This window comes from Marinobacter shengliensis (assembly GCF_003007715.1).
Lineage (GTDB): Bacteria > Pseudomonadota > Gammaproteobacteria > Pseudomonadales > Oleiphilaceae > Marinobacter > Marinobacter shengliensis.
The window spans coordinates 789439-816337 of sequence record NZ_PXNO01000027.1 but is presented as its reverse complement, the minus strand read 5'-3'; the positions used below and the strand labels follow the sequence as shown (position 1 = coordinate 816337).

23 protein-coding genes are annotated in these 26899 nt (G+C 56.9%); 16 read left to right on the top strand and 7 right to left on the bottom strand.

Annotated features, from left to right (window positions below; genetic code table 11):
* Positions 1 to 90 precede the first annotated feature (90 nt).
* From glgB to glgP, 3 genes are read left to right on the top strand one after another with little or no spacing between them, the layout of a single operon-like run.
* Entirely contained in the window at positions 91 to 1980 is a 1890-nt protein-coding gene (gene glgB / locus C7H10_RS16900) for a 1,4-alpha-glucan branching protein GlgB (RefSeq protein ID WP_106695765.1), read from the top strand.
* Complete coding sequence (glgA, locus tag C7H10_RS16895) at positions 1977 to 3443, top strand: glycogen synthase GlgA (RefSeq protein ID WP_106695764.1); 1467 nt, start codon at positions 1977 to 1979, stop codon at positions 3441 to 3443. Before glgB ends, glgA begins: the two co-directional genes overlap by 4 nt.
* 33 nt (positions 3444 to 3476) lie before the next feature.
* Positions 3477 to 6029 carry an alpha-glucan family phosphorylase gene (gene glgP, locus C7H10_RS16890; protein WP_106696033.1) on the top strand — a complete coding sequence of 851 codons (2553 nt, stop codon included), beginning with the start codon at positions 3477 to 3479 and terminating at the stop codon, positions 6027 to 6029.
* Between the two features lies 1 nt (position 6030).
* Here glgP and C7H10_RS16885 read toward each other — a convergent pair whose 3' ends face one another.
* Positions 6031 to 7236, bottom strand: a complete 1206-nt coding sequence (locus tag C7H10_RS16885; RefSeq protein ID WP_106695763.1) for a 1-acyl-sn-glycerol-3-phosphate acyltransferase — start codon at positions 7234 to 7236, stop codon at positions 6031 to 6033.
* A gap of 170 nt (positions 7237 to 7406) precedes the next feature.
* Here C7H10_RS16885 and recQ point away from each other — a divergent pair, with 170 nt between their 5' ends.
* Positions 7407 to 9278 (top strand): DNA helicase RecQ, encoded by a 1872-nt coding sequence (gene recQ, locus C7H10_RS16875; protein ID WP_106695762.1) that lies wholly within the window; start codon positions 7407 to 7409, stop codon positions 9276 to 9278.
* Here recQ and C7H10_RS16870 read toward each other — a convergent pair.
* Entirely contained in the window at positions 9269 to 9823 is a 555-nt protein-coding gene (locus C7H10_RS16870; RefSeq protein ID WP_061332915.1) for a PaaI family thioesterase, read from the bottom strand. The two genes, recQ and C7H10_RS16870, sit on opposite strands and share 10 nt — an antisense overlap.
* 230 nt (positions 9824 to 10053) lie before the next feature.
* On the opposite strand from C7H10_RS16870, the gene C7H10_RS16865 reads away from it, so the two are divergent.
* On the top strand, positions 10054 to 10905 hold the full coding sequence (locus C7H10_RS16865; protein ID WP_138437442.1) for a type 2 periplasmic-binding domain-containing protein: 852 nt from the start codon (positions 10054 to 10056) through the stop codon (positions 10903 to 10905).
* 38 nt (positions 10906 to 10943) lie between these two features.
* Here the strand turns inward: C7H10_RS16865 and C7H10_RS16860 are convergent, their stop codons facing one another.
* Positions 10944 to 12770: a methyl-accepting chemotaxis protein gene (locus C7H10_RS16860; protein ID WP_244178317.1), complete on the bottom strand. Its 1827-nt coding sequence runs from the start codon at positions 12768 to 12770 to the stop codon at positions 10944 to 10946.
* A 221-nt stretch (positions 12771 to 12991) separates the two neighbouring features.
* Here C7H10_RS16860 and C7H10_RS16855 point away from each other — a divergent pair, with 221 nt between their 5' ends.
* From C7H10_RS16855 to selD, 4 genes are all read left to right on the top strand, one after another.
* Entirely contained in the window at positions 12992 to 14512 is a 1521-nt protein-coding gene (locus C7H10_RS16855; RefSeq protein ID WP_061332912.1) for a bifunctional GNAT family N-acetyltransferase/carbon-nitrogen hydrolase family protein, read from the top strand.
* 159 nt (positions 14513 to 14671) lie between these two features.
* Complete coding sequence (locus C7H10_RS16850) at positions 14672 to 15070, top strand: hypothetical protein (RefSeq protein WP_061332911.1); 399 nt, start codon at positions 14672 to 14674, stop codon at positions 15068 to 15070.
* A gap of 44 nt (positions 15071 to 15114) precedes the next feature.
* Positions 15115 to 15780, top strand: coding sequence for a helix-hairpin-helix domain-containing protein (locus C7H10_RS16845; protein ID WP_061332910.1), 666 nt, complete (start codon positions 15115 to 15117; stop codon positions 15778 to 15780).
* Positions 15780 to 18056, top strand: a complete 2277-nt coding sequence (selD, locus tag C7H10_RS16840; protein WP_106695760.1) for a selenide, water dikinase SelD — start codon at positions 15780 to 15782, stop codon at positions 18054 to 18056. The genes C7H10_RS16845 and selD overlap by 1 nt, the downstream gene beginning before the upstream one ends.
* Here the strand turns inward: selD and senB are convergent.
* Entirely contained in the window at positions 18040 to 19020 is a 981-nt protein-coding gene (gene senB / locus C7H10_RS16835; RefSeq protein WP_106695759.1) for a selenoneine biosynthesis selenosugar synthase SenB, read from the bottom strand. The genes selD and senB overlap by 17 nt on opposite strands.
* Before the next feature lie 155 nt (positions 19021 to 19175).
* On the opposite strand from senB, the gene C7H10_RS16830 reads away from it, so the two are divergent.
* From C7H10_RS16830 to C7H10_RS16815, 4 genes are all read left to right on the top strand, one after another.
* A complete protein-coding gene (locus tag C7H10_RS16830; protein WP_106695758.1) occupies positions 19176 to 20045 on the top strand; it encodes a putative selenate ABC transporter substrate-binding protein in 870 nt (289 codons plus the stop codon).
* Entirely contained in the window at positions 20045 to 20695 is a 651-nt protein-coding gene (locus C7H10_RS16825; RefSeq protein ID WP_061332906.1) for an ATP-binding cassette domain-containing protein, read from the top strand. Before C7H10_RS16830 ends, C7H10_RS16825 begins: the two co-directional genes overlap by 1 nt.
* 19 nt (positions 20696 to 20714) lie before the next feature.
* Entirely contained in the window at positions 20715 to 22181 is a 1467-nt protein-coding gene (locus tag C7H10_RS16820) for a PhnE/PtxC family ABC transporter permease (RefSeq protein ID WP_106695757.1), read from the top strand.
* A gap of 215 nt (positions 22182 to 22396) precedes the next feature.
* Entirely contained in the window at positions 22397 to 22930 is a 534-nt protein-coding gene (locus tag C7H10_RS16815; protein WP_244178316.1) for a hypothetical protein, read from the top strand.
* Here C7H10_RS16815 and C7H10_RS16810 read toward each other — a convergent pair.
* Together C7H10_RS16810 and C7H10_RS19230 are read right to left on the bottom strand one after the other, a co-directional pair.
* Positions 22923 to 23219 carry a hypothetical protein gene (locus tag C7H10_RS16810; RefSeq protein ID WP_106695755.1) on the bottom strand — a complete coding sequence of 99 codons (297 nt, stop codon included), beginning with the start codon at positions 23217 to 23219 and terminating at the stop codon, positions 22923 to 22925. The two genes, C7H10_RS16815 and C7H10_RS16810, sit on opposite strands and share 8 nt — an antisense overlap.
* A 40-nt stretch (positions 23220 to 23259) precedes the next feature.
* Positions 23260 to 23694: a hypothetical protein gene (locus tag C7H10_RS19230; protein WP_244178315.1), complete on the bottom strand. Its 435-nt coding sequence runs from the start codon at positions 23692 to 23694 to the stop codon at positions 23260 to 23262.
* Positions 23695 to 23842: 148 nt separating this feature from the next.
* Here C7H10_RS19230 and C7H10_RS16800 point away from each other — a divergent pair, with 148 nt between their 5' ends.
* The 3 genes from C7H10_RS16800 to C7H10_RS16790 are packed head-to-tail and all read left to right on the top strand — an operon-like array spanning position 23843 to position 26040.
* Positions 23843 to 24763 carry an ABC transporter ATP-binding protein gene (locus tag C7H10_RS16800; protein ID WP_061332901.1) on the top strand — a complete coding sequence of 307 codons (921 nt, stop codon included), beginning with the start codon at positions 23843 to 23845 and terminating at the stop codon, positions 24761 to 24763.
* Between the two features lie 24 nt (positions 24764 to 24787).
* Positions 24788 to 25549: an ABC transporter permease gene (locus tag C7H10_RS16795; protein ID WP_058089804.1), complete on the top strand. Its 762-nt coding sequence runs from the start codon at positions 24788 to 24790 to the stop codon at positions 25547 to 25549.
* On the top strand, positions 25546 to 26040 hold the full coding sequence (locus C7H10_RS16790) for a DUF192 domain-containing protein (RefSeq protein ID WP_106695753.1): 495 nt from the start codon (positions 25546 to 25548) through the stop codon (positions 26038 to 26040). The genes C7H10_RS16795 and C7H10_RS16790 overlap by 4 nt, the downstream gene beginning before the upstream one ends.
* 11 nt (positions 26041 to 26051) lie before the next feature.
* On the opposite strand, the gene C7H10_RS16785 is transcribed toward C7H10_RS16790, so the two are convergent.
* On the bottom strand, positions 26052 to 26843 hold the full coding sequence (locus C7H10_RS16785; protein ID WP_106695752.1) for an enoyl-CoA hydratase: 792 nt from the start codon (positions 26841 to 26843) through the stop codon (positions 26052 to 26054).
* Positions 26844 to 26899 lie beyond the last annotated feature (56 nt).

Below are 26899 nucleotides of genomic sequence, written 5' to 3'. Positions count from 1 at the left end.
GTAATATTGTCTTGGGTCATTTTTTGTACAGGCCCAGAGGCGTTCAATAACGGTCATTGTCCTGCCATCCTGATCGGGAATCGAAGGTCTATGGAAAGCCCTGCCTTGAGCGAGTTCGATCTCCACCTGTTTGCCGAAGGTCGCCATTGGCACATTTACAATGTGCTGGGTGCCCACCCTCTCACGGCCAGCGGGAAAGAAGGCGTGCGTTTTGCCGTCTGGGCACCCAACGCCCGCTCAGTCAGTGTGATTGGAGATTTCAACGGCTGGAATTCGGCCCAGCACGTGATGCGGGCGAACGAAAGCTCGGGGGTCTGGTCACTGTTTATACCGGGTGTCCGGCCCGGGGCCATCTACAAGTTTGCGATCAGCACGGCCCGCGGTGAGATCATCAAAACTGACCCTTATGGTCAGGCTTTTGAGCATCGGCCGTCCAATGCCGCCGTGGTTACCGAGCGAGGCCGATACCCCTGGGGCGATGGTGACTGGCTGGACAAACGAAGCCGTTTTGACTGGCAGCATCGCCCAATCTGTATCTACGAAGTACACCCCGGCTCCTGGCAACACCATGGCTCTTGCCGTTGGCTGACCTATCGCGAGCTGGCCGACCAGCTCGTCCCCTACGTTCTGGAAACCGGCTTCACCCATATCGAGCTGCTACCGATTACCGAGCACCCACTGGATGAGTCCTGGGGTTACCAGACCACAGGCTATTATGCGCCCACCAGCCGCTACGGGAGCCCGGATGATCTGCGTTACCTTATCGACCAATGTCATCAGAACAACATCGGGGTGATACTGGACTGGGTGCCGGGGCATTTTCCCGATGATGATTACGCCCTCGCCCGCTTCGATGGCACCGCACTTTACGAACATGAAGACCCACGCCGTGGTAGGCACCAGGATTGGGGTACCCTGATCTACAATTATGGCCGCCATGAGGTCCGTAATTTCCTGATCGGGAGCGCGCTGTTCTGGCTCGACGCCTTTCATCTGGATGGATTAAGGGTGGATGCCGTGGCCTCCATGCTGTACCTGAACTATTCCCGCGACGAAGGTGAATGGCTGCCGAATGACTACGGTGGACATGAGAATCTTGAAGCCGTCGAGTTCCTGAAAGACCTCAACCGGGTATGCCAGAGCCGCTTTCCGGGCATCCTGATGATGGCGGAAGAATCCACCTCCTGGCCCCGGGTAACCCGGCCGCCGGAAATTGGCGGGCTGGGTTTCAACCTGAAGTGGAACATGGGCTGGATGCACGACACCCTGCGTTACTTCCAGCAAGATCCGGTGTACCGGCAGTATCACCATGAAAAACTCACGTTCGGCCTTCTTTATGCGTTCTCCGAGAATTTCCTGCTGCCGTTGTCCCATGATGAGGTGGTACACGGTAAGTCCAGCCTGATCCAGAAAATGCCGGGTGATGAATGGCAACAACGGGCCTCATTACGCCTTTTATTCAGTTACATGTACACCTATCCCGGCGCCAAGTTACTGTTTATGGGCGGTGAGTTTGGCCAGCGCCGTGAATGGAGCGAAAAGCGGGAGCTGGACTGGCACCTGCTTGAACACAACGCGCATCGGGGCATACAAACGCTGGTCAGGGATCTGAACGGTTTGTATCGCCGGGAGCCCGCCCTCCACGGCCGGAACTTCACCGGTGCGGGGTTTGAGTGGATTGATTGCCACGACTCGCCGCAATCGGTGATCAGTTATGTGCGCAAAGGTGGGCAGCAGCAGGAAGTTCTTGTTGTTATCGTCAACTTTACGCCCATCCCGCGCCAACATTATCGAATCGGGGTGCCCATTGGCGGGGCCTGGCAGGAAATCTTCAATTCCGACTCCACTTATTATGGCGGCAGCAACCTGGGCAACCCTCTCCCATTAATCGCCGATGACCAGCCGTGGATGGCACGGCCATGCTCTCTGGAGGTAACCCTGCCTCCCCTGGCGCTCATCATTCTGAGGGCCGCACCATGACCCGCATCCTGTTTGCCACAAGCGAGGTCTACCCGCTGGTGAAAACCGGAGGCCTGGCGGATGTTTCCGCAAGTCTGCCCGAGGCCTTGTGCAAGCTTGGTTATGATTGCCAGATACTGTTACCCGGTTATCCCGCTGCCCTGGAAGCGGCCCGAGGGGCAGGTTCGCGCCGTAAAACCCGTTTCCGTTATGGCCAGTATGACGTTGCCCTGTGGCAGACACGTTTACCCGGAACGGCCGTCAGTCTCTGGCTGGTGGACTGCCCGGCGCTGTTTGATCGCCCCGGCGACAGCCCCTACCAGAACGATGATGGTGAAGACTGGTGGGATAATGCTCACCGTTTTCATCTGTTTGGCCGAATCGGTGCCATGATGGCACTGGGGCAGCTTGGGTTGTCCTGGCAACCCGACATTGTGCATTGCAACGATTGGCAGGCAGGGCTGATCCCGGTGTTCCTGGAGAGCGCCCAACCCCCGCCCAAGAGCGTGTTTACCATTCATAACCTGGCTTATCAGGGGCTTTTCAGCCACGAAACCTTTCGGGCCCTGAGCCTGCCGGACTTTCTCTGGCGCATGGAGCTGCTTGAATTCCACGGCCAGCTGTCCTTTATCAAAGGCGGCCTGGTGTTCAGTGACGCCATCACCACGGTCAGCCCCGGCTACGCCGAGGAAATCCAGACACCTTGGTTTGGCTACGGACTGGATGGCCTGCTGCGCCATCGTTCCCGCCACCTGCACGGCATTCTCAATGGCATTGACACCCGCGTCTGGGACCCGGAACAGGACCGATGGTTAGACTTCCATTACGGCCCCGGCCACCTGAAAAACAAAGAACAGTGCAAGGCGCGCCTGGCACAGGAGCTCAAGCTTGAGGCCAGTGGTGCTCCTCTGTTTGGTTTTGTTGGTCGCCTGGTGGAACAAAAAGGCCTTGACTGGCTATTGGCCGTCACGGTGCCCCTGCTGGAGCGCGGCTGCCAGTTTGCCATCCTGGGGTCGGGCCAAAGCCACTACCAGGTGCGGCTGCAGGAACTGGCACGGGCATGGCCCGGGCAGCTGTCATTGACCCTGGGCTACAACGAGGGCCTGGCGCACCGCATTACCGCCGGTGCAGACCTGTTTCTCATGCCATCGCGCTTCGAGCCCTGCGGGCTGAACCAGATGTATAGCCTTCGCTATGGCACCGTGCCGGTCGTCCACGGCGTCGGTGGCCTGAACGACACCGTATTCGACCCGTCAGAAGTCACTGCCGACCAAGCCAATGGTTTCGTGTTCCGGGAACCCACACCCGATGCGCTATTCCAGGCGGTCGAGCGTGCCCTGCAAACCCTTGGCACCAGGAAGACATGGCGGCGACTGCAGGAAAACGGAATGAGCGCAGATTATTCCTGGAAACAGCGCGCCAGGGATTACGCAACGCTTTATCAGAACCTGTTGACCGGCAATGGCCGGATACACGATGACTGAGACAGTGCCAGTGGCCGCAAGGAGGTCATGATCATGCACAAGGCAACGGAGTTCCGGCTGGAAGCCCGCCCCCATATTCCGGAGGCTATTGAAGGGCTTGAGGTTCTGGCTAACGATTTGTTCTATAGCTGGGATCATGGGGTACGAAGCCTCTTCGCCCGCATCGATCTTCGATTGTGGCAAAAGGTTGAGCACAACCCGAAACTGTTCCTGCGCCGAGTGTCACAGACCCGGCTGAATGAGGCATCAGAAGATCGTGCCTTTATGGCCGAATACCGCCGGGTACTGTCCAGTTACGATGCCTACCTTGAATCCGAGCCCGGGGCCGGTGTTCTGGAGGCACTCGACCCAAAGACTAGCCTGGTGGCCTACTTTTGTGCAGAGTTTGGCTTCCATGAAAGCTTTCCCATCTATTCCGGCGGCCTTGGCATTCTGGCCGGCGATCACTGCAAGGCCGCCAGCGATCTGGGCCTGCCGTTCGTGGCCGTTGGGCTGCTGTATCAGCAGGGCTATTTCATCCAGACCATTGACGCCCTGGGTCAACAAATCGCGCGCTATCAGAGCCATTCCAGTGATGAATTGCCCATTACTCCGGTGGAACGAGACGGAAAACAGCTGACGGTGTCCGTGCCCTTCCCTGGCCGCGATGTCTACGCCAAAGTCTGGATGGCACGGGTCGGGCATATTCGCCTGTACCTGCTGGATTCCAACACGCCGGAAAACAACGCAGACGACCAGGCGCTGACACTGCAGCTTTACGGTGGCGACTTCAGCACACGCGTAAGTCAGGAGATGCTGCTCGGGATCGGTGGCGTGCGGGTGCTATCTGAACTCGGGATCAAGCCGACAACCTGGCACATCAACGAAGGCCACGCCGCGTTCCAGATTCTTGAACGGTGCCGCATGGCCATGGCGGAAGGTCTGCCATTCAGTGCGGCGTTGGAAGCCGTTGCAGGTTCAACCCTGTTCACCACCCACACACCCGTACCGGCTGGCCACGACATTTTCCCGCGGGATCTGGTCGCCCATCATCTTGGGGCCTATGTAGAGGATTCAGGGCTGGACTTTGCCGAAGTGTTTGCGCTGGGCTCAAAAAATGGCGACGACAGCTTCAACATGACCAGTCTGGGGTTGCGTGGCTCCCGCTTTCATAATGGCGTCAGCCGAATTCACGGTGGGGTGGCTTCGCACATGGAGGGAGATATCTGGCCCCAGGTGCCAGCCAGGGACAACCCGATCCAGTACATCACCAATGGCGTGCATGTACCAACCTTCCTGGCACCGGAGTGGGCGAGTCTGTTCGACATGCACGCCCCAACCTGGAAGAGCGAATTGCTGAACCCGGACTTCTGGCACTTCATCGATAATATTCCGGACTATCACTACTGGAGCGTTCACAAGGCGCTTAAACAACAGATGGCCGAATACACCGTGCGCCGGCTCAAGCGCCAGCACAAACGAAACGGCACCGGGCATTCGGTAACCGAGCGCATGGCCCGGCAGCTGGCCTCGCCTGAAAAAGACGCCCTGGTTATCGGCTTTGCCAGGCGCTTCGCCACCTACAAACGGGCCACCCTGATCTTCTCCGACCTGGCCAGGCTGGAACGACTGCTGACCAATCCAGATCACCCCGTGGTGCTGGTGTTCGCGGGCAAGGCCCATCCCCAGGACCAACCCGGCCAGCAACTGATCAAGGTCATCCATGGATTATCCATGCAGCCCTCCCTGATGGGCCACATCATCCTGCTCGAAAACTATGACCAAGCCATGGCCCGACGACTGCTCAGCGGCGTGGATGTATGGTTGAACACGCCCGAGTACCCGAAAGAGGCCAGCGGTACGTCCGGAGAAAAAGCCGCGCTTAATGGTGCCCTCAACCTCAGTGTTCTGGACGGCTGGTGGGGAGAGGGTTATGACAAAACCAACGGCTGGGCGATTACCCCAAGGGATACCGGGCTGGACCCGGAATTTCGCAATCGGGAAGAAGCCAGGGACCTGCTCGATCTGCTGGAACAGGACATCATCCCGCTCTACTACAACCGTGCGTCACAGGGCTACTCCAAGGGTTGGGTAACCCGCTCAAAAGCCTCCATGAAGACCATCACGCCGAGATTCAACGCCCAGCGCATGGTGATGGACTACGTTCGCAACTATTACCAACCCGCCACGGCGCAAGGTAAACGCCTGACTGCCGATGGCTTTAACCTGGCCACCGAGCTGGCAGAGTGGAAAGCTCGAGTCAGGGCCGCCTGGGATGGTGTTTCGATTCACGTTCGGGGTTGCGTGGACGACCAGTGTGCCTGGGATGAATCCGTGGAACTGAGCATTGGCGTTAGCCTGAATGGCCTGGCTCCCAGCGATGTTCGGGTTGAATGTCTGGTGACGCCGGAATGTGCGGGTACTCACGCACAACCCGGGCCAGATCGGTTTTTGCTGGAACCGGATGGCGAAAAAGATGGGCAGACCTTGTTCAAAACCCAGGTGCAACCGCCCTATCCTGGGCTGCAGACCCTTCGAGTGCGAATGTACCCATACCATGACGCACTCACCCATCCACTGGAGATGGGCGCCATGCTCTGGGCCTGACTTACTCCGCCGGCGACAGCACCGCCTCGCCGATGTTGTTTGCGGCGAGGGCGTTCACTACAGGGTTGGCGTACATGTCTAGCAGATACGGGCGAATGGCCGCATCGCAGGCCTCCAGCCGCCGCTCCATTTCTGCCTTGGCGGCTTCCAGGTCTGCCGGTGACCAGGTTTCCGCCGTCACAACACTCTCGCTCACACTGCCCGGTGTCTCGTGAGCTTCCGGGTGAACACCCCGCATCTGGTAAGCCACCAGGTTGGAGGCATGCAGGTGATAATTGGCATGCATTTCATGATCAATCCGCGACGCCAGGGCCTTCGGGTTATCTTCCGCATCGGCGATCGGCGCGCCGAAATGCACATGAACGTGCCCCTTGTATCCGGTCAGGCCTCTCATGATCTGATTTGTATCTTCGCCTTCTGCTTTCTGGTAATTGCCCGTTCTGGCCCTTACCTCCAGTTCCCGGGCTTTGTCGGCATCGCAGGGGTCGTATTCATAGGCGATGGAAACCGGCACGATGTGCAGCCGGTTCATGGCCTCGTCAAACTCCAGCCCGGATTTCTTTCGGCTCATGTAGAACATCTTGATGATGGCTGGGTCTGTCACATCAATGCCGTCTTTGGCGCGGCCTTCGCGCTGGGCAATCCAGATGCTGTGGTTGGTATCAATGCTGTGATTGATGAAGCCGGAGAGGGTCAGGTAGGCATCCCGCATTTCCCGGGGGCTGGTCATGTTACGGCGTACCACGAAACTCTTGTTCAGCCGCATCATCTCCGCGAATACCCGGTTTGCCAGCAGGTTGTCCCCGATGGCAATACGGGTGGTGTGAAAGCCGTTCTGGAACAGCAGATAGTTCACCACCATCGGGTCAAACACAATATCCCGATGGTTGGAGATAAACAGGTGCGCGGAGTTCTTGCTCAGGTTTTCCAGGCCACTGTGAGTCACCCTGGAGGTGGTACTTTCAACCAGGTCGCCAACGTAGCCGGACAAGCCGGCCTGCAAGTCGTCCACCCGATGGTAGTGGCCGAAATTCCGAACCAGCCAGCGCTTCACAAACATTCTCAGCAGGGCCGGCGCCCACTTGGCCGCAACCGGTGATTTGAACCGGCCAACCATGTCCAGGAAATCCGGGTCGTTAACCAGGCGTTGAATCGCGGGGGCGGTTTCTTCATCCGAATAAGGTCGGATCGCGTCAAATTCCTGCATGCATGCCCTGTTGTTTTTCGAAATGGTTAATCACAGTCTCTGAAGGGGCGCTATTGTATCCTTTCTCTTGTCGCTTTGCCTCCATCCCAAAAGGTGTATTGACCACTCCAGCGGCAGTATCTGGTATCATTTCGCCCCGAACTTCACCCGCCCAAAGGCTGACGACCACCATGTACCCGGACCAGGACTTCGAGCAACTGACCCGCGAACCGCCATCTTCTGCTAGCCGCAGCCCGGAGCAGGTACTGCATGAGGTTTTTGGGTATGAGAGTTTCCGCCTACTACAGGGAGAGATTGTTCAGGAAGTTGTAAATGGTGGCGATGCCCTGGTTCTGATGCCCACCGGCGGTGGTAAATCGCTCTGTTACCAGGTGCCCGCGCTGGTCCGCCCCGGCACGGCCATTGTTATTTCGCCCCTGATCGCGCTTATGCAGGATCAGGTGGCTGCGTTGCGGGAACTCGGTGTGAGAGCGGCATTCCTCAACTCCACCATGGATTATGAGCAGGCCCGAGCAACCGAATACGCATTGATGACCGGCGAGCTTGATCTGCTCTACTGCGCACCGGAAAGGCTGATACAGCCGCGCACCATCGACCTGCTGCACAACGCGTCGTTATCGTTATTTGCCATTGACGAAGCCCACTGTGTATCCCAGTGGGGCCATGACTTCCGTTCCGACTACCTTCAGTTAAGCATGCTCGCCCAGGAGTTCCCGGGTATCCCACGGATAGCCCTGACGGCAACGGCGGATGAGCGAACCCGTAAAGAGATTGCCGAGCGCCTATCCCTGACCACTGCCCGGCACTTTGTCAGCGGTTTTGATCGCCCAAATATTCAGTATCGTATCACTCCAAAAACAAATGCAAACAAACAGTTGTTGGATTTTATTAAAGCAGAACATGAAGGTGATTGCGGGATTGTCTATTGCCTGTCCCGCAACAAAGTAGACGCCACCGCCAGGATGCTGGCGGACAAAGGCTACACCGCCCTGCCTTACCATGCGGGGCTGGATGCCACAGCCCGGGCCCGCCATCAGGAACGGTTCCTGCGCGAGGACGGCGTTATCATCGTGGCGACCATTGCTTTCGGGATGGGCATTGATAAACCAGACGTTCGGTTTGTCGCCCACCTGGATTTACCCAAAAGCCTCGAGGCCTATTACCAGGAAACCGGCCGGGCTGGCCGGGACGGCAAGCCGTCCACCGCCTGGATGGTTTACGGCCTGCAGGATGTCATTAAGTTGAGACAGATGCTTGAGGCATCGCAGGGCAACGACCAGTTTAAACGGGTAGAACGCCAGAAGCTCGATGCCATGCTTGGCCTCTGCGAAGTTACCCGCTGCCGCCGCCAGGTACTGTTGCGATATTTTGGTGATGAACTGGAGCAGCCCTGTGGTAATTGCGATACCTGCCTCACGCCCCCTGAGACCTGGGATGGCACGGTGGCCGTGCAAAAGGCGCTGTCCTGTGTTTATCGTACCGGGCAGCGCTTTGGCGTTAACTACCTGATTGACGTGCTGCGCGGCTCTGAGAACGAACGCATTCTTCAATCTGGACACCAGGCCATTTCCACCTATGGTATTGGTACAGAGTTATCCGCAAATGAGTGGAAATCGGTGTTCCGTCAGCTGGTTGCCAACGGCTACCTCCGGGCAGATCCGGAGAGCTACGGCGCCTTACAGCTCACGGAACAGTGTCGCCCGCTGCTGAAGGGTGAACAGGCTATCGAGTTACGCAAAGACCCGGTGGCCAAAAAATCCTCATCGCCCAGATCTGCCGGCAAACGCTCGGGCCCGGCAATACGTGAGCAGATTACCGACCAGGCCGGTTGGGATGCGTTACGGGCGTGCCGGAAGGAACTGGCAGATAAACAGGGCGTACCGCCTTACGTGATTTTCCACGACACCACCCTGTTCGATATGCTGGAACGCCGCCCGGAAACCCTGGAGCAACTGGCAGAGGTCAGCGGCGTAGGGGCCGCCAAGCTGGAGAAATATGGCGAGGTCTTCCTGCAAACCCTGCGGGAAATTGCTCAGTCCTGAGGCTTGAAACCCTTCTTGCGCACCCGGTAATGGGCCAGCGAGGTGGCCACGTGGTTACCCTCTTTGTCTTTCAGCTTGCCTTCCAGGGTGAACTTCGCCCGGCCGGTGGCATCGGCGTCCGCCAGAATGGCGGCAACCGCTTCCGGCGCCAGTGAAAACTCTACCGTGACATCCGAATTGGCCGGCTGCAGGAACTCGAGAGTCATCTCCTTGAGGATCGGCGTATAGGCAGGCCCCAAGTCAAACAGCGACAGTACGCCACCGGGAATTTCCGCCACCAGGAAATAGGCACCGGCGTACAGGCTGCCAAAATGATTCTTGTTGCCCTTGAGCTTTATTTTCGCCCGAACATAACCGGGGCGCATCTCTTCGACACTGAAGCCGTTTCGCGGTGCAAATGGAATGGCGAGTCCAATCAGGCGGTTAACAGTGGCATAGCTGCCGGTTTTCTTAAGCCATGCAACAGGCTGCAGAAGCGTGGCTTTCGGGTCGCTCGCGGTTACCCACTGGCCAGCGGTGCCGATAAGTGTATCAATGAGTGCCATATTCAGGGCTCCAGAGAATGGTTTTTCGGGATCATTACAGCCGAACGCGCGTGCTTCAAGAATCTTTTACAGTATTTTTGAAAGTTATCCGGTTTCAGTAACAGATTCTGTTCTACAGTTAGGGGGCGCGCCACTTAAGGAACAAGGCATTGGTTGCACGAAATCGTTTCATTCATCGTTATCTACCGGGGTTTCTTCTGGCCCTGTGTTTGTCCTTGCCCGCTCCAGCCATGTCAGTCGAACCGGATGACAAGCGCACCTTTATTCTTTGGTACCGGAATTACGATAACCCGGCCATCCGGTCACTGGTGGAACTGGCACTGGCCAAAACGTCGGAATACGGCGACTTCACGGTCGTGCGCAGTGAGGAACTGAGCCAGGGCCGGGTACTGCGAGAGTTGGCCAACAATAATAACCGGCTGGTGGATATTGCCAATGTTGCGACCACCGCTGAACGGGAGGAATTTCTCAATCCTATTCCCTTGCCGGTAGACGGCGGCTTGCTGGGCTTTCGGGTGTGCCTGGTGTTACCAAAGCACCTGCCCCAGTTCGAGGGCATCCAGAACATAGATGACCTGACTTCAAGAAAAATCCGGATTGGCCAGGGCTCTCACTGGCCAGACACGCCGATTCTCGAGGCCAACGGCTTGCAGGTGGTTACGCACACCCGCTACGAAATCCTGTTTGGCATGCTGCGCAATGAACGTTTTGAATGCTTTGCCCGTGGCGTTGGTGAAGTATTGTTTGACCTTGAACACAATCGGGCAGACGATCTGGTCATCGAACCCAACATTCTGTTCGCCTACCACATGCCATCCTATCTTTTTGTCGCTCCAAATGATCAGGAGGCCGCCCATCGGTTACAGCTGGGAATAGAACGCGCCATCAAAGATGGCAGTTTTGCAGTTTACCTGAAGCGATGGTTCGGTCGCGCAGTGACAGAGCTTGGGCTTGAGCAGCGCAAAGTGATTACCCTGGAGAACCCGTACCTCAGCGAGGAATCCATGTATGTGGGGCGGCACACTTTGGAAAACCTGCGTCGCCGGCTCGATTATCTGAGCCAGATTGCCTCACCTGATTGAAAGGTTATGACCCGCTGGCCGTCCATGGCCAGCCTCCGCTATACGCGGAAGCGGGTCACTTTTTCATTCAATGTTCTGCCAATGGTTTCAATGTGCCCGCTGTACACATCGTTTTCACTGGCGGCTTTGGCTGCTTCCTGGCCCTGGTCCGCAATCCGGGTGATGGAGGCATTCAGCTCTTCGGTAACCGAGGTTTGCTCCTCAGACGCTGTGGCAATCTGAGACGTCATCTGGCTGATGGCGGTGATGGCCTCGGCAATCCGGTTCAGGGATTCCATGGCGTCCTGGGCTTTTTCCATACTGACGTTAGACACCGCCGTTGACGCCTTCATCACTTCCACCGCATCGCCGGCGCCTTTCTGCAGACGCTCGATCATGTTATTGATTTCCTCAGTGGAAGACTGGGTCCTCTGGGCCAGGTTGCGTACTTCGTCTGCCACCACCGCAAAGCCACGCCCTGCTTCCCCTGCCCTTGCGGCCTCGATTGCGGCGTTCAGTGCCAGCAGGTTGGTCTGTTCTGCTATGCCCTGAATAACCTCCAGCACCGTGGTGATGGACGACACATCCTTACCCAGCGTGTCGATGACTTCAGCAGCTGCATTAACCTCATTGGAAAGCTTTTGTACCGCATCCCTCGACGCAGTCACCGTCAGCAACGACTCGCGACTCTCCTGATCCGCATTCTCAGCCGCTTCCGCTGTTTGCTGTGCGTTCTGGGCAATCTCCCCGGCAGCAGCAGACATTTCGTTGATGGCCGTAGCAATCATGTCAATCTCGCTCTGCTGGCTCTCAACGCTCGAACGGCTGGTACTGGAGGTGTTGCGCAAGGCGGTCACATTCTCATCCAGGTCATCACTACCCTCTTTGACTTCCCGGACAACCTGCTGAATGTTCTCCACAAATCGGTTAAAACTTTGCGCCAGTGCGCCAAACTCGTCCGAAGCGGAATCGTCCAGTCGGCGGGTAAGATCTGCGTCACCCGAAGCAATACTGGACATCGCACTGTTCAGGCGGCGCACCGGCACCATCAGCAATCGTATTCCGAAATACAGCGCCACCAGGGCAACTATCAAACCCACAGCGGCAATGACAAGGCCGCCCACCCGGGCCTCAACAATCGGAGCGTTGATCAGGTCCTCGTTAACAAACGTCACCAGGTACCACTCCACAGCCCGGGCATCGGCTATCGGATGAAAACTGACACTCCAGCGAGCGCCGTCCATCTCAAATGTATGCTGGCTGCCATCAAGAGCGGGCCGCTGACCGATAATGTCCGAAATGTTGTTTCCGACCACCTCTGAGTCCGGGTAGAAGAGCACAGTGCCTTTCTCGTTTACCAGTGCGGCGAACCCGGTATCGGCCAGGGTGATCGTCGACAACATTCGGTCAATCGTGCCAAGCCCGATATCCATGCCGGCTGCTCCTTTATATAAACCGGACTTGATCGGGGCCATGGCGGAGATAATGGTCGCACCAGTGCTGGCATCCTGATAGGGCTCAGTGAATGATGAACGCCCTAACCGCTGGGCTCCCTGGAACCAGGGGCGGGTGCGGGGGTCGTAGTCAGGTGGCAGTGTCGCTTCCACCTCTGGGCTCCGCATTAGCATCCGGCCGTCCTCGGTGCCGGCATAGACATCCATAATATTGCCGCCGCGCGTCATTGCTTCCATCAGGGTACGGGCCATATTGTCGGTGCGGATGCCCTCAAGGGCGCTGGCCGTCGCCTCAGCCATGTCCAGGCGAGTGTTGAGCCAATCGGAAATACTGGACGTACTCTGCTCTACCGCGTCGGCCATAAGCGCGTCAACATAACGATCCGTCGTTGATCTGAGCCTGATATCCGTTGCCACTGTCAACGCAGCCATCAGCATTATGATGAGAGCACCTACGGCAACGAGCAGTTTCTGAGAAAATGAGAATTGCAAGGGGAGTCCCTCCGATAAGACTGAGGTTGTTTCAATCAGCTTCTCATCAATTATAGATGTGAATTAATTGACTAACGGCAATTTGAGCGAAGTCTTTAGAACTCTTTGTTAGAATGGACTTACAGGCAACCAAGGCTGCCAAACCAAAGGAGATACACCAGATGGCCCATGAAGAGCTCCACCTGAATCTGCGAAACCTGACGCTTGAAGACTACAGCCAGCTCCAGGAGCTGATGGACGAGGTTTACGACGATATCGGTGGCGCATGGCCAAAGGAAACCATCAAGGCGTTGGTTGAGCAGTTCCCGGACGGTCAGATCTGTATTGAAGACAACGGGCACCTGGTGGCCGTTGCGTTGACCGTATGCGTTAAGTACGAGCGCTTCAGCAACCCCCACGCCTACGACGACCTGATCCTCCGTAACGAGAAAATCTGGCACAACGCCAATGGCGATTCGCTCTATGGCCTGGATGTATTTATTCATCCCGAGTACCGGGGCTACCGCCTGGGCCGGCGGCTCTATGAAGCCCGCAAGGAACTTTGCCGTTCCATGAACCTGCGGGCTATTCTCGCAGGCGGGCGTATCCCCAATTACTTCAAGTATTCCGAACAGTACACGCCGGAAGAGTACATCCATCGCGTCGACCGCAAAGAGATCTACGATCCGATTCTCACCTTCCAGCTGTCCAACGATTTTCAGGTAACCCGTTTGATGCACAAGTATCTTCCGGAAGATGAAAAGTCGCTGGGTTATGCCACCCTGCTGGAATGGCGGAACATCCTGTATACCCCGCCCTCCTCGGTGCTGAACGTAAAGAAAACCCAGGTTCGCCTGGGTGCCGTGCAATGGCAGATGCGGGAATTCACCTCAGTGGAGGAAGTGCTGAAGCAGGTTGAGTATTTCGTGGATGCGTTGTCTGATTACAAAAGTGACTTTGCCCTGTTCCCGGAATTCTTCAACGCACCCCTGATGGGCCTGACCGACCAGATGGACCAGACCCGCGCCATTCGTTTCCTTGCCGGTTTTACCGAGCAGTTCCGCAATGAAATGTCGGAAATGGCGGTCAGTTACAACATCAACATTATCACCGGCTCCATGCCGCTGATCGAGAACGACCGGGTTTATAACGTGTCGTACCTGTGCCATCGGGATGGCCGCGTGGACGAGCAACGCAAGATCCACATCACGCCCCATGAACGCCGCGACTGGGTTATTGAAGGCGGCGACAAGTTCCAGGTATTCGATACAGATGCCGGCCGGGTTGCCATTATGATCTGCTACGACATCGAATTTCCGGAGCTCGGGCGTGTAGCTGCCAGCCAGGATGTGGACATCATCTGTGTACCCTTCTGGACCGACACCAAAAACGGCTACTTGCGGGTTCGCCATTGTGCCCAGGCCCGCGCCATCGAAAACGAGTGTTATGTGGTGATCACCGGCAGTGTCGGCAACCTGCCCAAGGTAGAGAACCTGGACGTCCAATACGCGCAATCCTCCGTATTCTCACCGTCTGACTTCGCATTCCCGCACGATGCCGTGATGGCGGAGACCACCCCGAACACCGAAATGATCATGTTCTCGGATATGGACCTGGAGAAACTCAAATTGGTACGTAACGAAGGCTCAGTCACCAATCTGAAAGATCGTCGTGTTGATCTGTACGAATTGAAAACCAGATAAAGACCGCATCTGGCCCCCTTTGCGGGGGGCGGATGTTGAACTATTCCATGAAAGGGTTACGGTAGACAGCTGATGGCATTGCCAAAATTAAATAGCCCGTCTATTGTTTAATTTATGCTCAAATAATCTGGCTGATCTCAGAGGCAGAGAAAGCATTTCATGAACGAAGAACTACCGGATCTTGTTGCCCGTTTCCGCGTACGCCACGGCCTGTTTCGCAAAGAAACCGTGGAAGCTCGCCTTTATGAGCTCGACAGCTACGGCTGCGTGATGAAAACCGACAAGCTGTTCAAGCCCGGCGACACCATCACACTCGACCTCATCATGGATATGCCATTTGAAGAGATCCGCGCCGAGGGTGTTACCGGACTGGTTACCGAAAAGAGAAAGCACTGTAGCAACTTCTTCTACTCTATTGATTTTTTTCAACTTGAATCCGGAGATAACTCCCCTCTTTCGGACAAGCTACGCCGTATTCGTGAAGTGCTTCTGAAGAAGCAAAGCCTCAAATCCAGACGAAGCTCGAATACGACCAACGGAATGAGGCAATTGGCCTGATACACCGTTCCATCGTTCTATCCCCCTCTGTAAGGAGACGCCCTATGGCAAAGAAAGCCAAACCCAGTGTTGATAAGATTGTCAAAAAAGTGAACAAAGAGTTCGAGAAAACCACGGCTCAGATTGAAACACTCATCAATGATGCCCTGAAGCAGTTCGACCACCTGCAGCATCAGGTTCAGGATCCGGTTCGTAAACTGCTGAAGGAAATGGACGAGCTCCGTGAGCGCGAAGTGAAGCGCTTCAATGAAGAGTTCGAACGCCGGATGAACGAATTCCACGAACTGCAGAGCTCATTGCTGGACAAGCTGGGTATTGCAGCCAAGGAATCTGGCAAAGACGTCAAGAAAGCCGCAGACACCACCGCCAAGAAGGCTACGACTGCCGCTAAAAAGGCGACGAGTGCGAAGCCCGCGGCCAAGAAGCCTGCCGTTAAAAAACCGGCTGCCAGCAAGGCCAAGCCTGCCGCCGCCAAAAAGCCTGCAGCAAAGAAACCGGTAGCAGCCAAAACCGCCAAGCCGGCGGACAAGTCTGATCTGACCCGCATCAAGGGTATTGGCCCGGCAACGGCGAAGAAGATGAAAGATGCCGGCATTACATCCATCGACCAGATCGCCAACCCGAGCGATGCCGATAAACAGAAACTGGAAGCCTTCAAGAGCATCAAAGGGTTCAGTGAGCTGTCTGCAGAAGCCAAGAAAGTCATCTGATGCAAACACCCGATCAACCTGTATTACGGGACATTGTCCTGGTAGGTGGCGGGCACAGCCACGTCGGGGTCCTCAAGCGATTCGCCATGAATCCGGTCCCCGGCGTTCGGCTCACGCTCATATGCCGTGATACCCACACCCCCTATTCCGGCATGCTTCCCGGTTACGTGGCGGGGCATTACAGCTATGACGATGTGCATATTGATCTGAGCCGGCTGGCAGAGTATGCCGGTGCCCGGTTCTACCGTGCGGAAGTGTCTGGCATTGATCGTGCGGCAAAACGCGTCATCTGCAAAGGCCGCCCAAACGTTCCCTACGATATCCTGTCGATCAACATTGGTTCCTCTCCCCGGGTTGCTGAGGTCAGCGGTGCTGCGGAACATGCGGTACCGGTCAAGCCCATTACCGGGTTCAACAACCGATGGCTATCGCTGCTGTCACGCATCGAGAACCACGATGGCCCCATGACCATCGCCGTTGTGGGTGCCGGTGCCGGCGGGGTGGAACTCACCCTGGCCATGCAGTTCCGCTTGCGCAATGAACTTGCAAACCGGGGCAAAGACCCGGACCAACTGCACTTTCATCTGTTCGACGCCGCAAACGAGATTCTGCCCACCCATAATGCCAAGGTCCGTGCGGTGTTCCGGGACAAACTGGTTCGCCGGGGCGTAAAACTGCATCTGGGCGATGCTGTTTCCCGGGTAGACGCAGGACTATTGGCCACCGAATCCGGCCAGACACTGCAAACCGACGAAGTGCTTTGGGTAACCCGGGCCGGTGGCCCGGCCTGGCTGGAATCGACTGGCCTGGATCTTGACGACGGCCTGTTTATCCGGGCCCGGGACACCCTTCAGACCGAGAACGACGACCACATTTTTGTGGCCGGCGACATCGCCAACGTGGTGAACCACCCCCGTGAAAAAGCCGGGGTGTTTGCGGTGCGACAGGGGCGGCCTTTGGCGGATAACCTCAAACGCATGGCCCTGGGCAAGCCACCCAGACCGTTCAATCCCCAGAAAACCTGGCTGGCGTTGATCAGCACCGGTGACCAGTTCGCCGTCGCCTCCAAAGGCAATTACGGGTTTTCGGGCGCCTGGGTTTGGCGCTGGAAAGACTGGATTGACCGTCGGTTCATGAAGAAATTCACTGACCTGCCGGCCATGGAAGACAGCGCAAGACTGCCAGACACTTCGGCCGCCCAGAATCCCGAAGAAGCCTCCCAGGCCATATCGGCCGTTGCCATGCGTTGCGGCGGTTGTGGCGCCAAGGTTGGCAGCACGGTACTGTCCAGGGCACTGGGTGAGCTGCGCCCGATTGAGCGCGACGACATTCTCATCGGCCTGCACGCACCGGATGATGCTGCAGTGTTGAAAGTGCCACCGGGTAAGGCGGTGGTCCATACCGTGGACTTTTTCCGGGCGTTCATTGATGACCCTTACATTTTCGGAAAGGTAGCCGCCAATCACAGCCTGGGTGATGTATTTGCCATGGGCGCAGAAGCCCAGAGCGCTACGGCGGTGGCGACTGTCCCGTACGGGATCGAATCAAAGGTGGAAGATACCGTGTTCCAGATGATGTCTGGCGCGGTGGAGGTGCTTAACGAGGCGGGTTGTGCACTGGTCGGCGGCCATACCGGTGAAGGCAAGGAGCTTGCGCTTGGGTTTGCGGTGAATGGCCTTATCGATCCGGACAAGGTCATGAGCAAGGGCGGCCTTCGAGCTGGTGATGTATTGCTGCTGACCAAACCCATTGGTACTGGCACCCTGTTCGCCGCCCATGCCCGTTTGGCTGCCAAGGGGCGCTGGATTGATGCCGCGCTGGCCTCCATGGTCCAGTCCAATAAAGCTGCTGCTGAGTGCTTGCTGAGCCACGGGGCACGGGCCTGCACCGATGTCACCGGTTTTGGCCTGCTGGGGCACCTGGTGGAAATGACCAGGCCTTCCGGTGTCGATGCCGAGCTGGACCTCACCGCCATCCCCATTCTGCCTGGTGCGGAAGAAACCGTGGCAGCAGGGATTTTAAGCTCGCTGCAGCCGGCGAACGTAAGGCTGCGCCGGGGTATCCGGGACCAGGGAGACTGGGTAAACCACCCCCGCTATCCCCTGATCTTTGATCCGCAAACCGCTGGAGGACTTCTGGCCAGCGTGCCCGCAGCGGTGGCGGAAGCTTGTGTCAGGGAGCTCAAGGGCCTGGGCTATCCCCACACCGCGATTATCGGCCGGGTACTTGCCCAGGATGAAAACGGCCCGATAGAACCCATCACCCTGCGGGATTAACCGCAGCGAGCGCCAGCGCCACGGCCTGTTCCAGGCTCTGGCGCTCGCGCTCCGGAGTGAAGGTTCCTGCCAGCTCGTTAACGCAGGCCGTCAGTTGTGCCAGAAATTCCGGTCCGGTTTCAGCCTTACGCATCAACCGGGCCAGCGCGGCCTCATCCTTGGCCGGATAATAGCCGGGGTAGCGGTCACCCAGCAGGCCTCGGTTGCCGGGGATGTCAGAGGCCAGAATCGGCAACCCTGCCCTGCAGGCCTCAGACACCACGTTGGCGCCACCCTCCATCACAGAACTGATCACCATCAGGCTGCTCACGGCCATCAGATTTTCCAGCTGCGCTTTGTCCAGTTGTCCCAACCAGTGGAAACGGGGGTTATCCTTGCTTTCGCTCAATGCCCGTTCCCGCCACTCATCGTTGTGAGGCTTTCCGGCACAGGACACAATGATGGCCGACTCCTCCGGTAATAGCCGGCTGGCCCAAGCGGCACGCAGGGAATCCTTCTCATCCCTCAGGTGCCCGATCACGCAGATATTGAACTGACCTGGCTCTGGCCGGGATCCACCGCGAACCGCAGGCTTGGCTGCGGACTGCCGCAAGGTAAGCAGCTTGTGTCGGAAGGTTTCAGGAATGTCCTGGGCAACAAGATCATGCAGGCCGATCAATACCGATGCCGCTGCCATAGAGGCATGGGTTGGTTCCGGGTATTGGTACTGGTGATGATAGATGTCGGTGCCGGTCAGGGCGACGATCAGTGGCTTTTCAGGCCATTCGGTGTGGAACCGTTGGATCGCGTCGGCACTTCGCCAGGCATGAAGGGCTATCAGCAGGTCTGTTGGCTCTCCATCATAACCTGTAACCACCGTTACCTGATGGCCAGCCTGCTCCAGCAACTGCTGCCATCGCACGGCGGTTGCGCGGTTCCCCGCTTTTGAGTCCGGCCCCGCCGGGGTAAGAATGCTAATATTCATAGGCCTGCCAGGAAGATTTTGCACAATTCTGTCGCTCTGAATGCTCCAGGTAAAGAGTTCTACCGTATATCGGTTCAGACTTGACCGTAATCACGTTATCCTCTGCAGGTCGCAATCCACAGCAACATCATCACCCTCTTTTAGAAGGAAAGATTATGATCACCAAGCAAATACGGAAATGGCTTGTTTCCGGTTTCCTGATCCTGCTTGCCTCCAGCACTGTGTCTGCACAAACGTTTGTCTTTACCGCGATTCCCGATGAAGACGAAACCAAACTCGTCGAGCGCTTCCGCGGCATTGCAGATTACCTGTCGGAGCAACTTGAGGTAGATGTACGCTATATTCCGGTTAAGTCCTACGCCGCCGCCATTTCTGCATTCCGCAATAACCAGGTACAACTGGCCTGGTTTGGCGGGTTGTCGGGTGTTCAGGCCCGTGCATTGGTTCCCGGCTCAGAAGCACTCGCCCAGGGCGTTGAAGACCAGGCGTTTTACAACTACTTCATCGCCCACAAGAGCACCGGTCTTGAGCGCGGTGACGAATTGCCCGAGGGCGTTCGCGGCAAAACGTTCACGTTTGGCTCCAAGGGTTCGACTTCCGGCCGCCTGATTCCCGAGTACCACATCCGCCAGCGTTTCGGCGAAGCGCCGGAATCAGTGTTCAGCCGCGTCGGTTACAGCGGCAACCACACCCGAACATTGAGGTTGGTCGAGTCCGGCACCTATGAAGTCGGCGCACTCAACTACAAGGTTTGGGAAAAGGAACTGGAAGACGGCAATATCAATACAGACGACGTCCGGATTATCTGGAAGACCCCGGGCTTCCCCAACTACCAGTGGACCATCCGTGGCGACGTTGACGCCCGTTTCGGTGAAGGATTCACGGACAGGGTTCGCCAGGCCCTGCTTGATCTGGACGACCCCGCGCTGCTGGAGAGCTTCCCCCGTGAAGGCTTTATTCCCGCCTCCAACGATGATTATGAGCCCATTCGCAGCGTTGCCAAAGACATTGGAATCATCGATTGATGTCAGGCTTTTCATTTGATCAGCTAAAGGCAAGTTTTGGAGACAAGCGGGTGATAGGCCCGCTGTCTCTGAAGGTAAACGATGGTGAGCATGTGGCCCTGGTGGGCAAGAGCGGTGCCGGCAAGTCCACGCTGATCAAACTGCTGTATGAACGTTTGACCCGCGACGCCTCGCTGGTCCCTCAGGGGCTTGGGCTGGTCAACGCCCTGCCGGTGTTTCACAACGTGTTTATGGGCCAGCTGGACCAACACCCGCTGTGGTACAACACCCTTACCCTGCTCCGGCCATTCCGCAAGGACCGCGCCGTCATCAGCGACCTGCTGAATCAACTGGGCATTGCTGAAAAGCAATGGTCACCCACGGCCTCGCTGTCTGGTGGCCAGCGGCAGCGGGTTGCCATTGCCCGGGCTCTGTACAGACATGCTCCGATATTGCTCGCCGACGAACCCATCTCTGCCCTGGACGGCCCTATGGCGCATCTGGTTATGAACGCGTTGACAGAGCGCTTCCATACCAGCGTGATTGCACTCCACGATGTGGATATGGCCCTTGCCTACTGTAACCGGATCGTGGGTATTCAGGATGGACAGGTGGCACTGGACCAACCGGCCAGCAAACTGAACGCGTCTGATATCATGACACTTTACTGACAGGCAGCGCCGGCACCCCATGTTCTCTTACCCCACCGTTCGCGCCAGTTTTCTGTTTCTTGCCATCGCCGTGGCAGGCCTGCTGGTGGCCGACATTACCATCACCACCGCCAACCCCTGGCGGGATCTGGGGCAATTCTTTCTGGGAGTGGTTACACCCAATTTTTTCAGTACCGAAGGCCTGTTAACTGCTCTGCTGCGCACGGTTGCCTTTGGTTTTGTGGGGGTTACTCTTGGCAGTTTCTTCGGCTTCCTGCTGGCGCTTTTGTATCGTTTCATGCCGGTACGGATTTTCTGTGCGTTCATCCGTGCAATCCATGAACTGTTCTGGGCGCTGATCTTCCTTCAGTTCTTTGGCTTTCACCCGCTGACCGGTGTATTGGCGATTGCCATCCCCTACGCCGGCATCTTTGCCAAGGTGTATTCAGAAATCCTGGATGAGTCTGACCCGGAACCGGCGCAACTTCTGCCTAAAGGTACCCACGCCATTGCCGCCTTCCTGTACGCCCGGATACCGGACTGCTGGGTTCAACTGCGCACCTACACCGCCTACCGCCTTGAATGCGGTTTGCGGTCCTCCGCTATCCTCGGTTTTGTTGGCCTGCCTACACTCGGCTTCTATCTGGAGTCGTCATTCTCCCAGGGAATGTATTCCGACGCCGGAGCGATGCTTATTCTGTTTTACGTGCTAATTGCCACCATGCCGCTCTGGGTAAGGCCCAAGGTACTGCCTGTCTATATCCTGGCTGCACCGTTTTTTCTGGGAGAGGGCTTTCCGATTGTCTGGGGTAACGTTGAGCGTTTCTTTACCGAAGACATCGTGCCGGCGCCGTTACGCAATGGTGAAGGCCTGGCGGCTTTCTCCAGCTGGCTTGGCGATGTGATGGTCAGCGAGGCCCTGCCTGGGATATGGAACACGGTAGTGCTCACCCAGATAGCGTTGGTGGCCACGGGGATATTGTCGCTACTGGCATTCCCGCTGATCTCGAAACACTTCGGCGGGCCGGTGCGCCGCACCTCCGGCCACGTGTTTCTGGTGATTGCCCGATCCACCCCGGAATACATCCTGGCTTACATTCTGCTGCAGCTGTGGGGCCCATCCATGTTGCCAGCTGTGGTGGCCCTCGCGCTGCATAACGGCGGCATCATCGGGCACCTGATTGGCCGCCAGACCAACACCATCCACCTGCGCCCGGACGCCCCACAGGGTTTCGCCCGCTACAGCTGGGAACTGGTGCCCCGGGTTTATCGATCGTTCCTGGCGTTTCTGTTCTACCGGTGGGAAATCATCATGCGGGAAACCGCTATTCTGGGCATTCTGGGTATCTACACCCTGGGCTTCTATGTGGATTCCGCCATCCAGAACATTCAGTTTGACCGCGCCATGATCCTGATACTGATCACGGCCTTGCTGAACATTGGCGTCGATATCCTCGGCCGTTACATACGTCGCAAACTAGCACTGCAAACCATGCCCACCTGCTAAAGCGCTGGGATACCGTTCACAATTTCAGAGTTGGCCACGAGCTTTTGCCCGTTCTGCTGGCCAGTTGGCTCGCCATTCGGTTACACGCTGTTACAATTCGCAGCATCAGCAGTTAACCGAATGTTTGAAAGGCAGGCACACCGATGATGGTCAATGGACTGGTCGTTATTACCCAAGTTGGGCTCGTGATTTTGATGGCTTTGCTGGGATTGCGAATGTTTTCACTCATTCGGCAGGAATCCCTGGTTCAGGGTGGCGTTATCGGAAATGGTGGCGGTATTGAGGGTGCACCGTTTACTCAATCGCCTGCCCCGGAACACCCTGCCCGGCCGAAGTCGGTATCCCCATCAGTTGAGTCTTCCGACAAAACGGAACTGTTTACCAAGTTGCATATCCTGGCCGCACTGCAGGAGCGTGACTGCCGGGTCAAAGGACTTGCGCTAACAGATGCTCCAGAGGTGGTGCGCGCCTACACGGCTGCCTGGCTGTACGGTGCCGCCTGCGCCCTTAGCCCACGAGCCAATCGCCATAACGACGCCCTGGCAGGGCTGGTTGCCAGAATCGTGCATCGGAAAACCGGGATCCGCCAGCCGGCGGCCATCCAGGCCATCGCCACCCTTACCTCGAGCAGCGAACTACTGGCCTGTTATCGTGCAGGGTTGGAAGGCGCGGAATTCTGGGCAGAGCATCAGTTCGTACCACCGGCATTCAGCCTCTACGAGGTGGTAACCGGCAACGCCTTTATTTGACCGTTGCCAATTCCCATTCAGTACCGAGGGTAACGACCTGCCGGCCGGTATCATCTTCTTCGGGAGTGCCGCTGACACTGGGCTTGGTGAAGGTGCCGTCGTCTGTGTAGGTCATCGACTGCACGTCTACTGAGCGCACAAGCCAGGTTTTACCGTTAGCGGTTACCCGGGCGCGATGAGACAGGCCAAAAACAAACCGGCAGTAGTCCAGTTTGAGCTGCAACAGGTCCTGCTCGGCTTTCGTAATCTTGCGCAACAGAACCTTCTGAACACTTTCCCCGTAATCCATCACTTTTCCCTGGAAACAACTGTAATTTTGCAGGATTTAACTATTTTTGCGCTTTGAACACCAGTGTCCAGGGCACATTTTCCAATCTTTCCTGACCATCCTGAAGATCGATTCGCCAGATCATATCGGCGCCGGTCGTGCAGAACGGTGCGGTAAACCTCGCCTGGTACTCGAGCGGAGCTTCCCGAACCAGCGGCACCGGATACTCCCCCATGTACATCGATTGGCCTTTAAGGACAGCCAGAAAACGGTCAGGCGCCTTCGGAACGGAAACCTGAAGAACGTATTCCATGCCCTGGGCGCCCTCTTCTACCTCCTGCAACCGCACTCGCCATTCGCCATCCTGGGTGGTCCAGCTACAGGCACCTGCCAGAAGATCGCACTCGGGATGGTCAGCGGTATCACCCGTGGTATCGAGCAGGCGCGAACCGAACAGCGTAAGAACAATTGCTCCCACTACTAAACCTACGATCACGATGGCTCGTACCATTCTCCGCCCCCAGCTGTTCCAAAGTGGGCATTATGGGGATAAATCCCGACATAGCAAAGGTTTCTAAACTGCTGCCAGCATGAGAAAATGTCGGGCTTTCTGGTCTGAGTCACTCAAAAAACAGGACACGCCCGTGCAACCGGACATTTCCGTAAAGCACCTGAACAAGATCTACGGCGACGGTTTTCAAGCCCTGAAAGACGTCAATCTGGAAATCTACCCCGGTGAGATTTTTGCCTTGCTTGGCCCCAATGGTGCCGGCAAAACCACCCTGATCTCCATCATCTGCGGCATCGTCAATAAAGGCGACGGCGAAGTAAAAGCCGCCGGCCACGATATCGTGAAAGACTACCGCAAAGCCCGGGAGGCCATCGGCCTGGTTCCCCAGGAGCTGAATACCGATTCCTTCGAGACGGTCTGGCATGCGGTGTCGTTCAGCCGTGGGCTGTTTGGCAAACCACCCAAGCCGGCCCACATCGAAAAGGTATTGAAAGACCTTTCACTCTGGGACAAACGCAACAACCGCATCATGTCTCTCTCCGGCGGCATGAAACGACGGGTGATGATTGCCAAGGCGCTGTCTCACGAGCCTCGTATTTTGTTCCTGGACGAGCCCACAGCCGGAGTGGATGTGGAACTGCGCCGTGACATGTGGGAAATGGTGCGCAAACTTCGTGAGACCGGCACCACCATCATTCTCACCACCCATTACATCGAAGAAGCCGAAGAAATGGCGGACCGCATCGGGGTGATACGCCAGGGTGAAATCATCCTGGTGGAAGACAAAGATCGCCTGATGTCCAAGCTCGGAAAGAAAGAGCTGCGCCTGCACCTCCAGAACAAGCTCGAAAAGATTCCCGGCGAGCTTACCCTGGAACCGGTGGAACTGTCAGACGACGGCTACCAGTTGATCTATACCTTCGACGCCCAGCAACAGCAGGCCGGCGTTGCCCGCCTGCTCCGTACCCTTGGGGATCTGGGTATTGAATACCGGGATCTGCAAACCCGGGAAAGCTCGCTGGAAGAAATATTTGTTGGCCTGGTGCACGAATAGCCGCCGGTACGAATGGAGAGCGTAATGAATCTGTACGGTGTAAAAGCAATCTACAAGTTCGAGATGGCGCGCATGAAACGCACCGTCATGCAGAGTGTGCTGTCGCCAGTGATCTCCACCTGCCTGTATTTTGTGGTGTTCGGCTCGGCCATCGGCTCTCGCATGGGCGAGATCGGCGGTATCGACTACGGCGCCTACATCATCCCCGGGCTGGTGATGCTGTCGCTGCTGATGCAAAGCATTTCAAACGCTTCCTTCGGTATCTACATGCCCAAGTTCTCCGGCACCATCTACGAGGTGCTGTCTGCGCCGGTCTCCTATTTCGAGATTGTGCTTGGCTACGTGGGCGCCGCCGCCACCAAGGCTGTCATCCTCGGCCTGATCATCCTGGCCACCGCCCGGCTGTTCGTGGATTACTCGGTTCTGCACCCATTCTGGATGCTCTCGTTCCTGGTACTGACGTCCATCACCTTCAGCCTGTTCGGTTTTATCATTGGCATCTGGGCAGACGGTTTTGAGAAGCTGCAGATTGTACCCATGATGATCGTCACGCCTCTGGTGTTCCTGGGTGGCACCTTCTACTCCATCGACATGCTGCCCGACATCTGGCAAACCATCAGTCTGTTCAACCCGGTGGTGTACCTGATCAGCGGTTTCCGCTGGGCCTTCTATGGCGTGGCGGATGTTCATGTGGCCATTAGCGTGGGTATGACCCTGGTCTTCCTGGCTTTGTGTATGGTCGCCGTGTGGTGGATCTTCAAAACCGGTTACAGGTTGCGTACATGAGGCCGTTCAGCGCTGCCGTTGTCGCCACGCTGATAACGGCGGGTTTTGCCCCGGCCACACTGGCCGATGCGCTGGAACCGCTGCCCACTGTGGAAGCCTGCTTTGCGACCACCGATCACAAGCATGCCGTAGTGCTTGAGGTGGCCAGTAAAAACAAGCAGCGGCAACGGGGATTGATGGAACGAACCACACTGGCAGAAGACGCCGGCATGCTGTTTACCTACCAGACCGAACGCTCACCCAATCACGGATTCTGGATGTACCAGACTCTGATCCCCCTGGACATCGCCTATCTGGATAAGCAAGGCGTTATCGTCAGTATCCATACAATGACTCCCTGCCCCTCATCCGAAGGCCGGAACTGCCCAACCTATCCCTCAGGGGAGCGGTTCTGGAACGCTGTGGAAATGAATGCGGGCTTCTTCGAGGCGCGGGGCATCACTACGGGCGATCAGCTTGTATGGCCGGCAGAACAGGCCTGCCAGCCATAAAAACAACAGTCTTACTGGTGCTTCCAATTGGGGTCACGCTTCTCAAGAAAAGCCGAGATCCCCTCCTGAGCATCATCCGTGCAGGCATTAGCCGCCATCACCTTTGCGGTGTATTCGTAGGCGTCTGATAACGGCATTTCCAGCTGGCGATAGAACGCAGATTTGCCGATTTTCAGGGTATGCCCGGACTTGCTGGCAATCGTTGCCGCCATTCGATACACCGTCTCATCCAGAACGTCTGCCGCGACCACCCGGTTAACCAACCCTATGGACTCCGCCCTGGGCGCATCAATCAGTTCCCCGGTCAGCAGCATTTCCATGGCGTGCTTGCGGGAGACATTTCGAGACAACGCCACCATTGGCGTGGAACAGAATAAGCCAATATTCACGCCAGGGGTGGCAAACCGGGCCCCCTGCTCCGCCACGGCCAGGTCACAGCTGGCAACCAACTGGCAACCGGCTGCCGTGGCTACCCCCGCCACCCTGGCGATCACTGGCTGCGGCAGGTTTACGATCTGCTGCATTACCTTGCTACATTGCTGAAACAGTGCCAGCTGGAATTCATGGCTGTCGAACTGCGAACGCATCTCCCGCAGATCATGCCCCGCGCAGAATACGTGCCCCTCGGCAGCCAGCACCACCACACGGGTTTCGGAATCCTGTTCTATGGCTGTAAAAACATCTGACAATGCCTCCAGCATGGCCATCGACAGACTGTTTCGCCGCTCCGGATGACTCAGCGTTACGGTGGTGATGCCATTCTCCGTGCGCTGTCGCACCAGATTACCGGTTGCTTGTGTCATAGCCTGCTCCTCCCTCAAAACACGTCCGGGCAGTATCACCAAACCCTGCGCCTGTG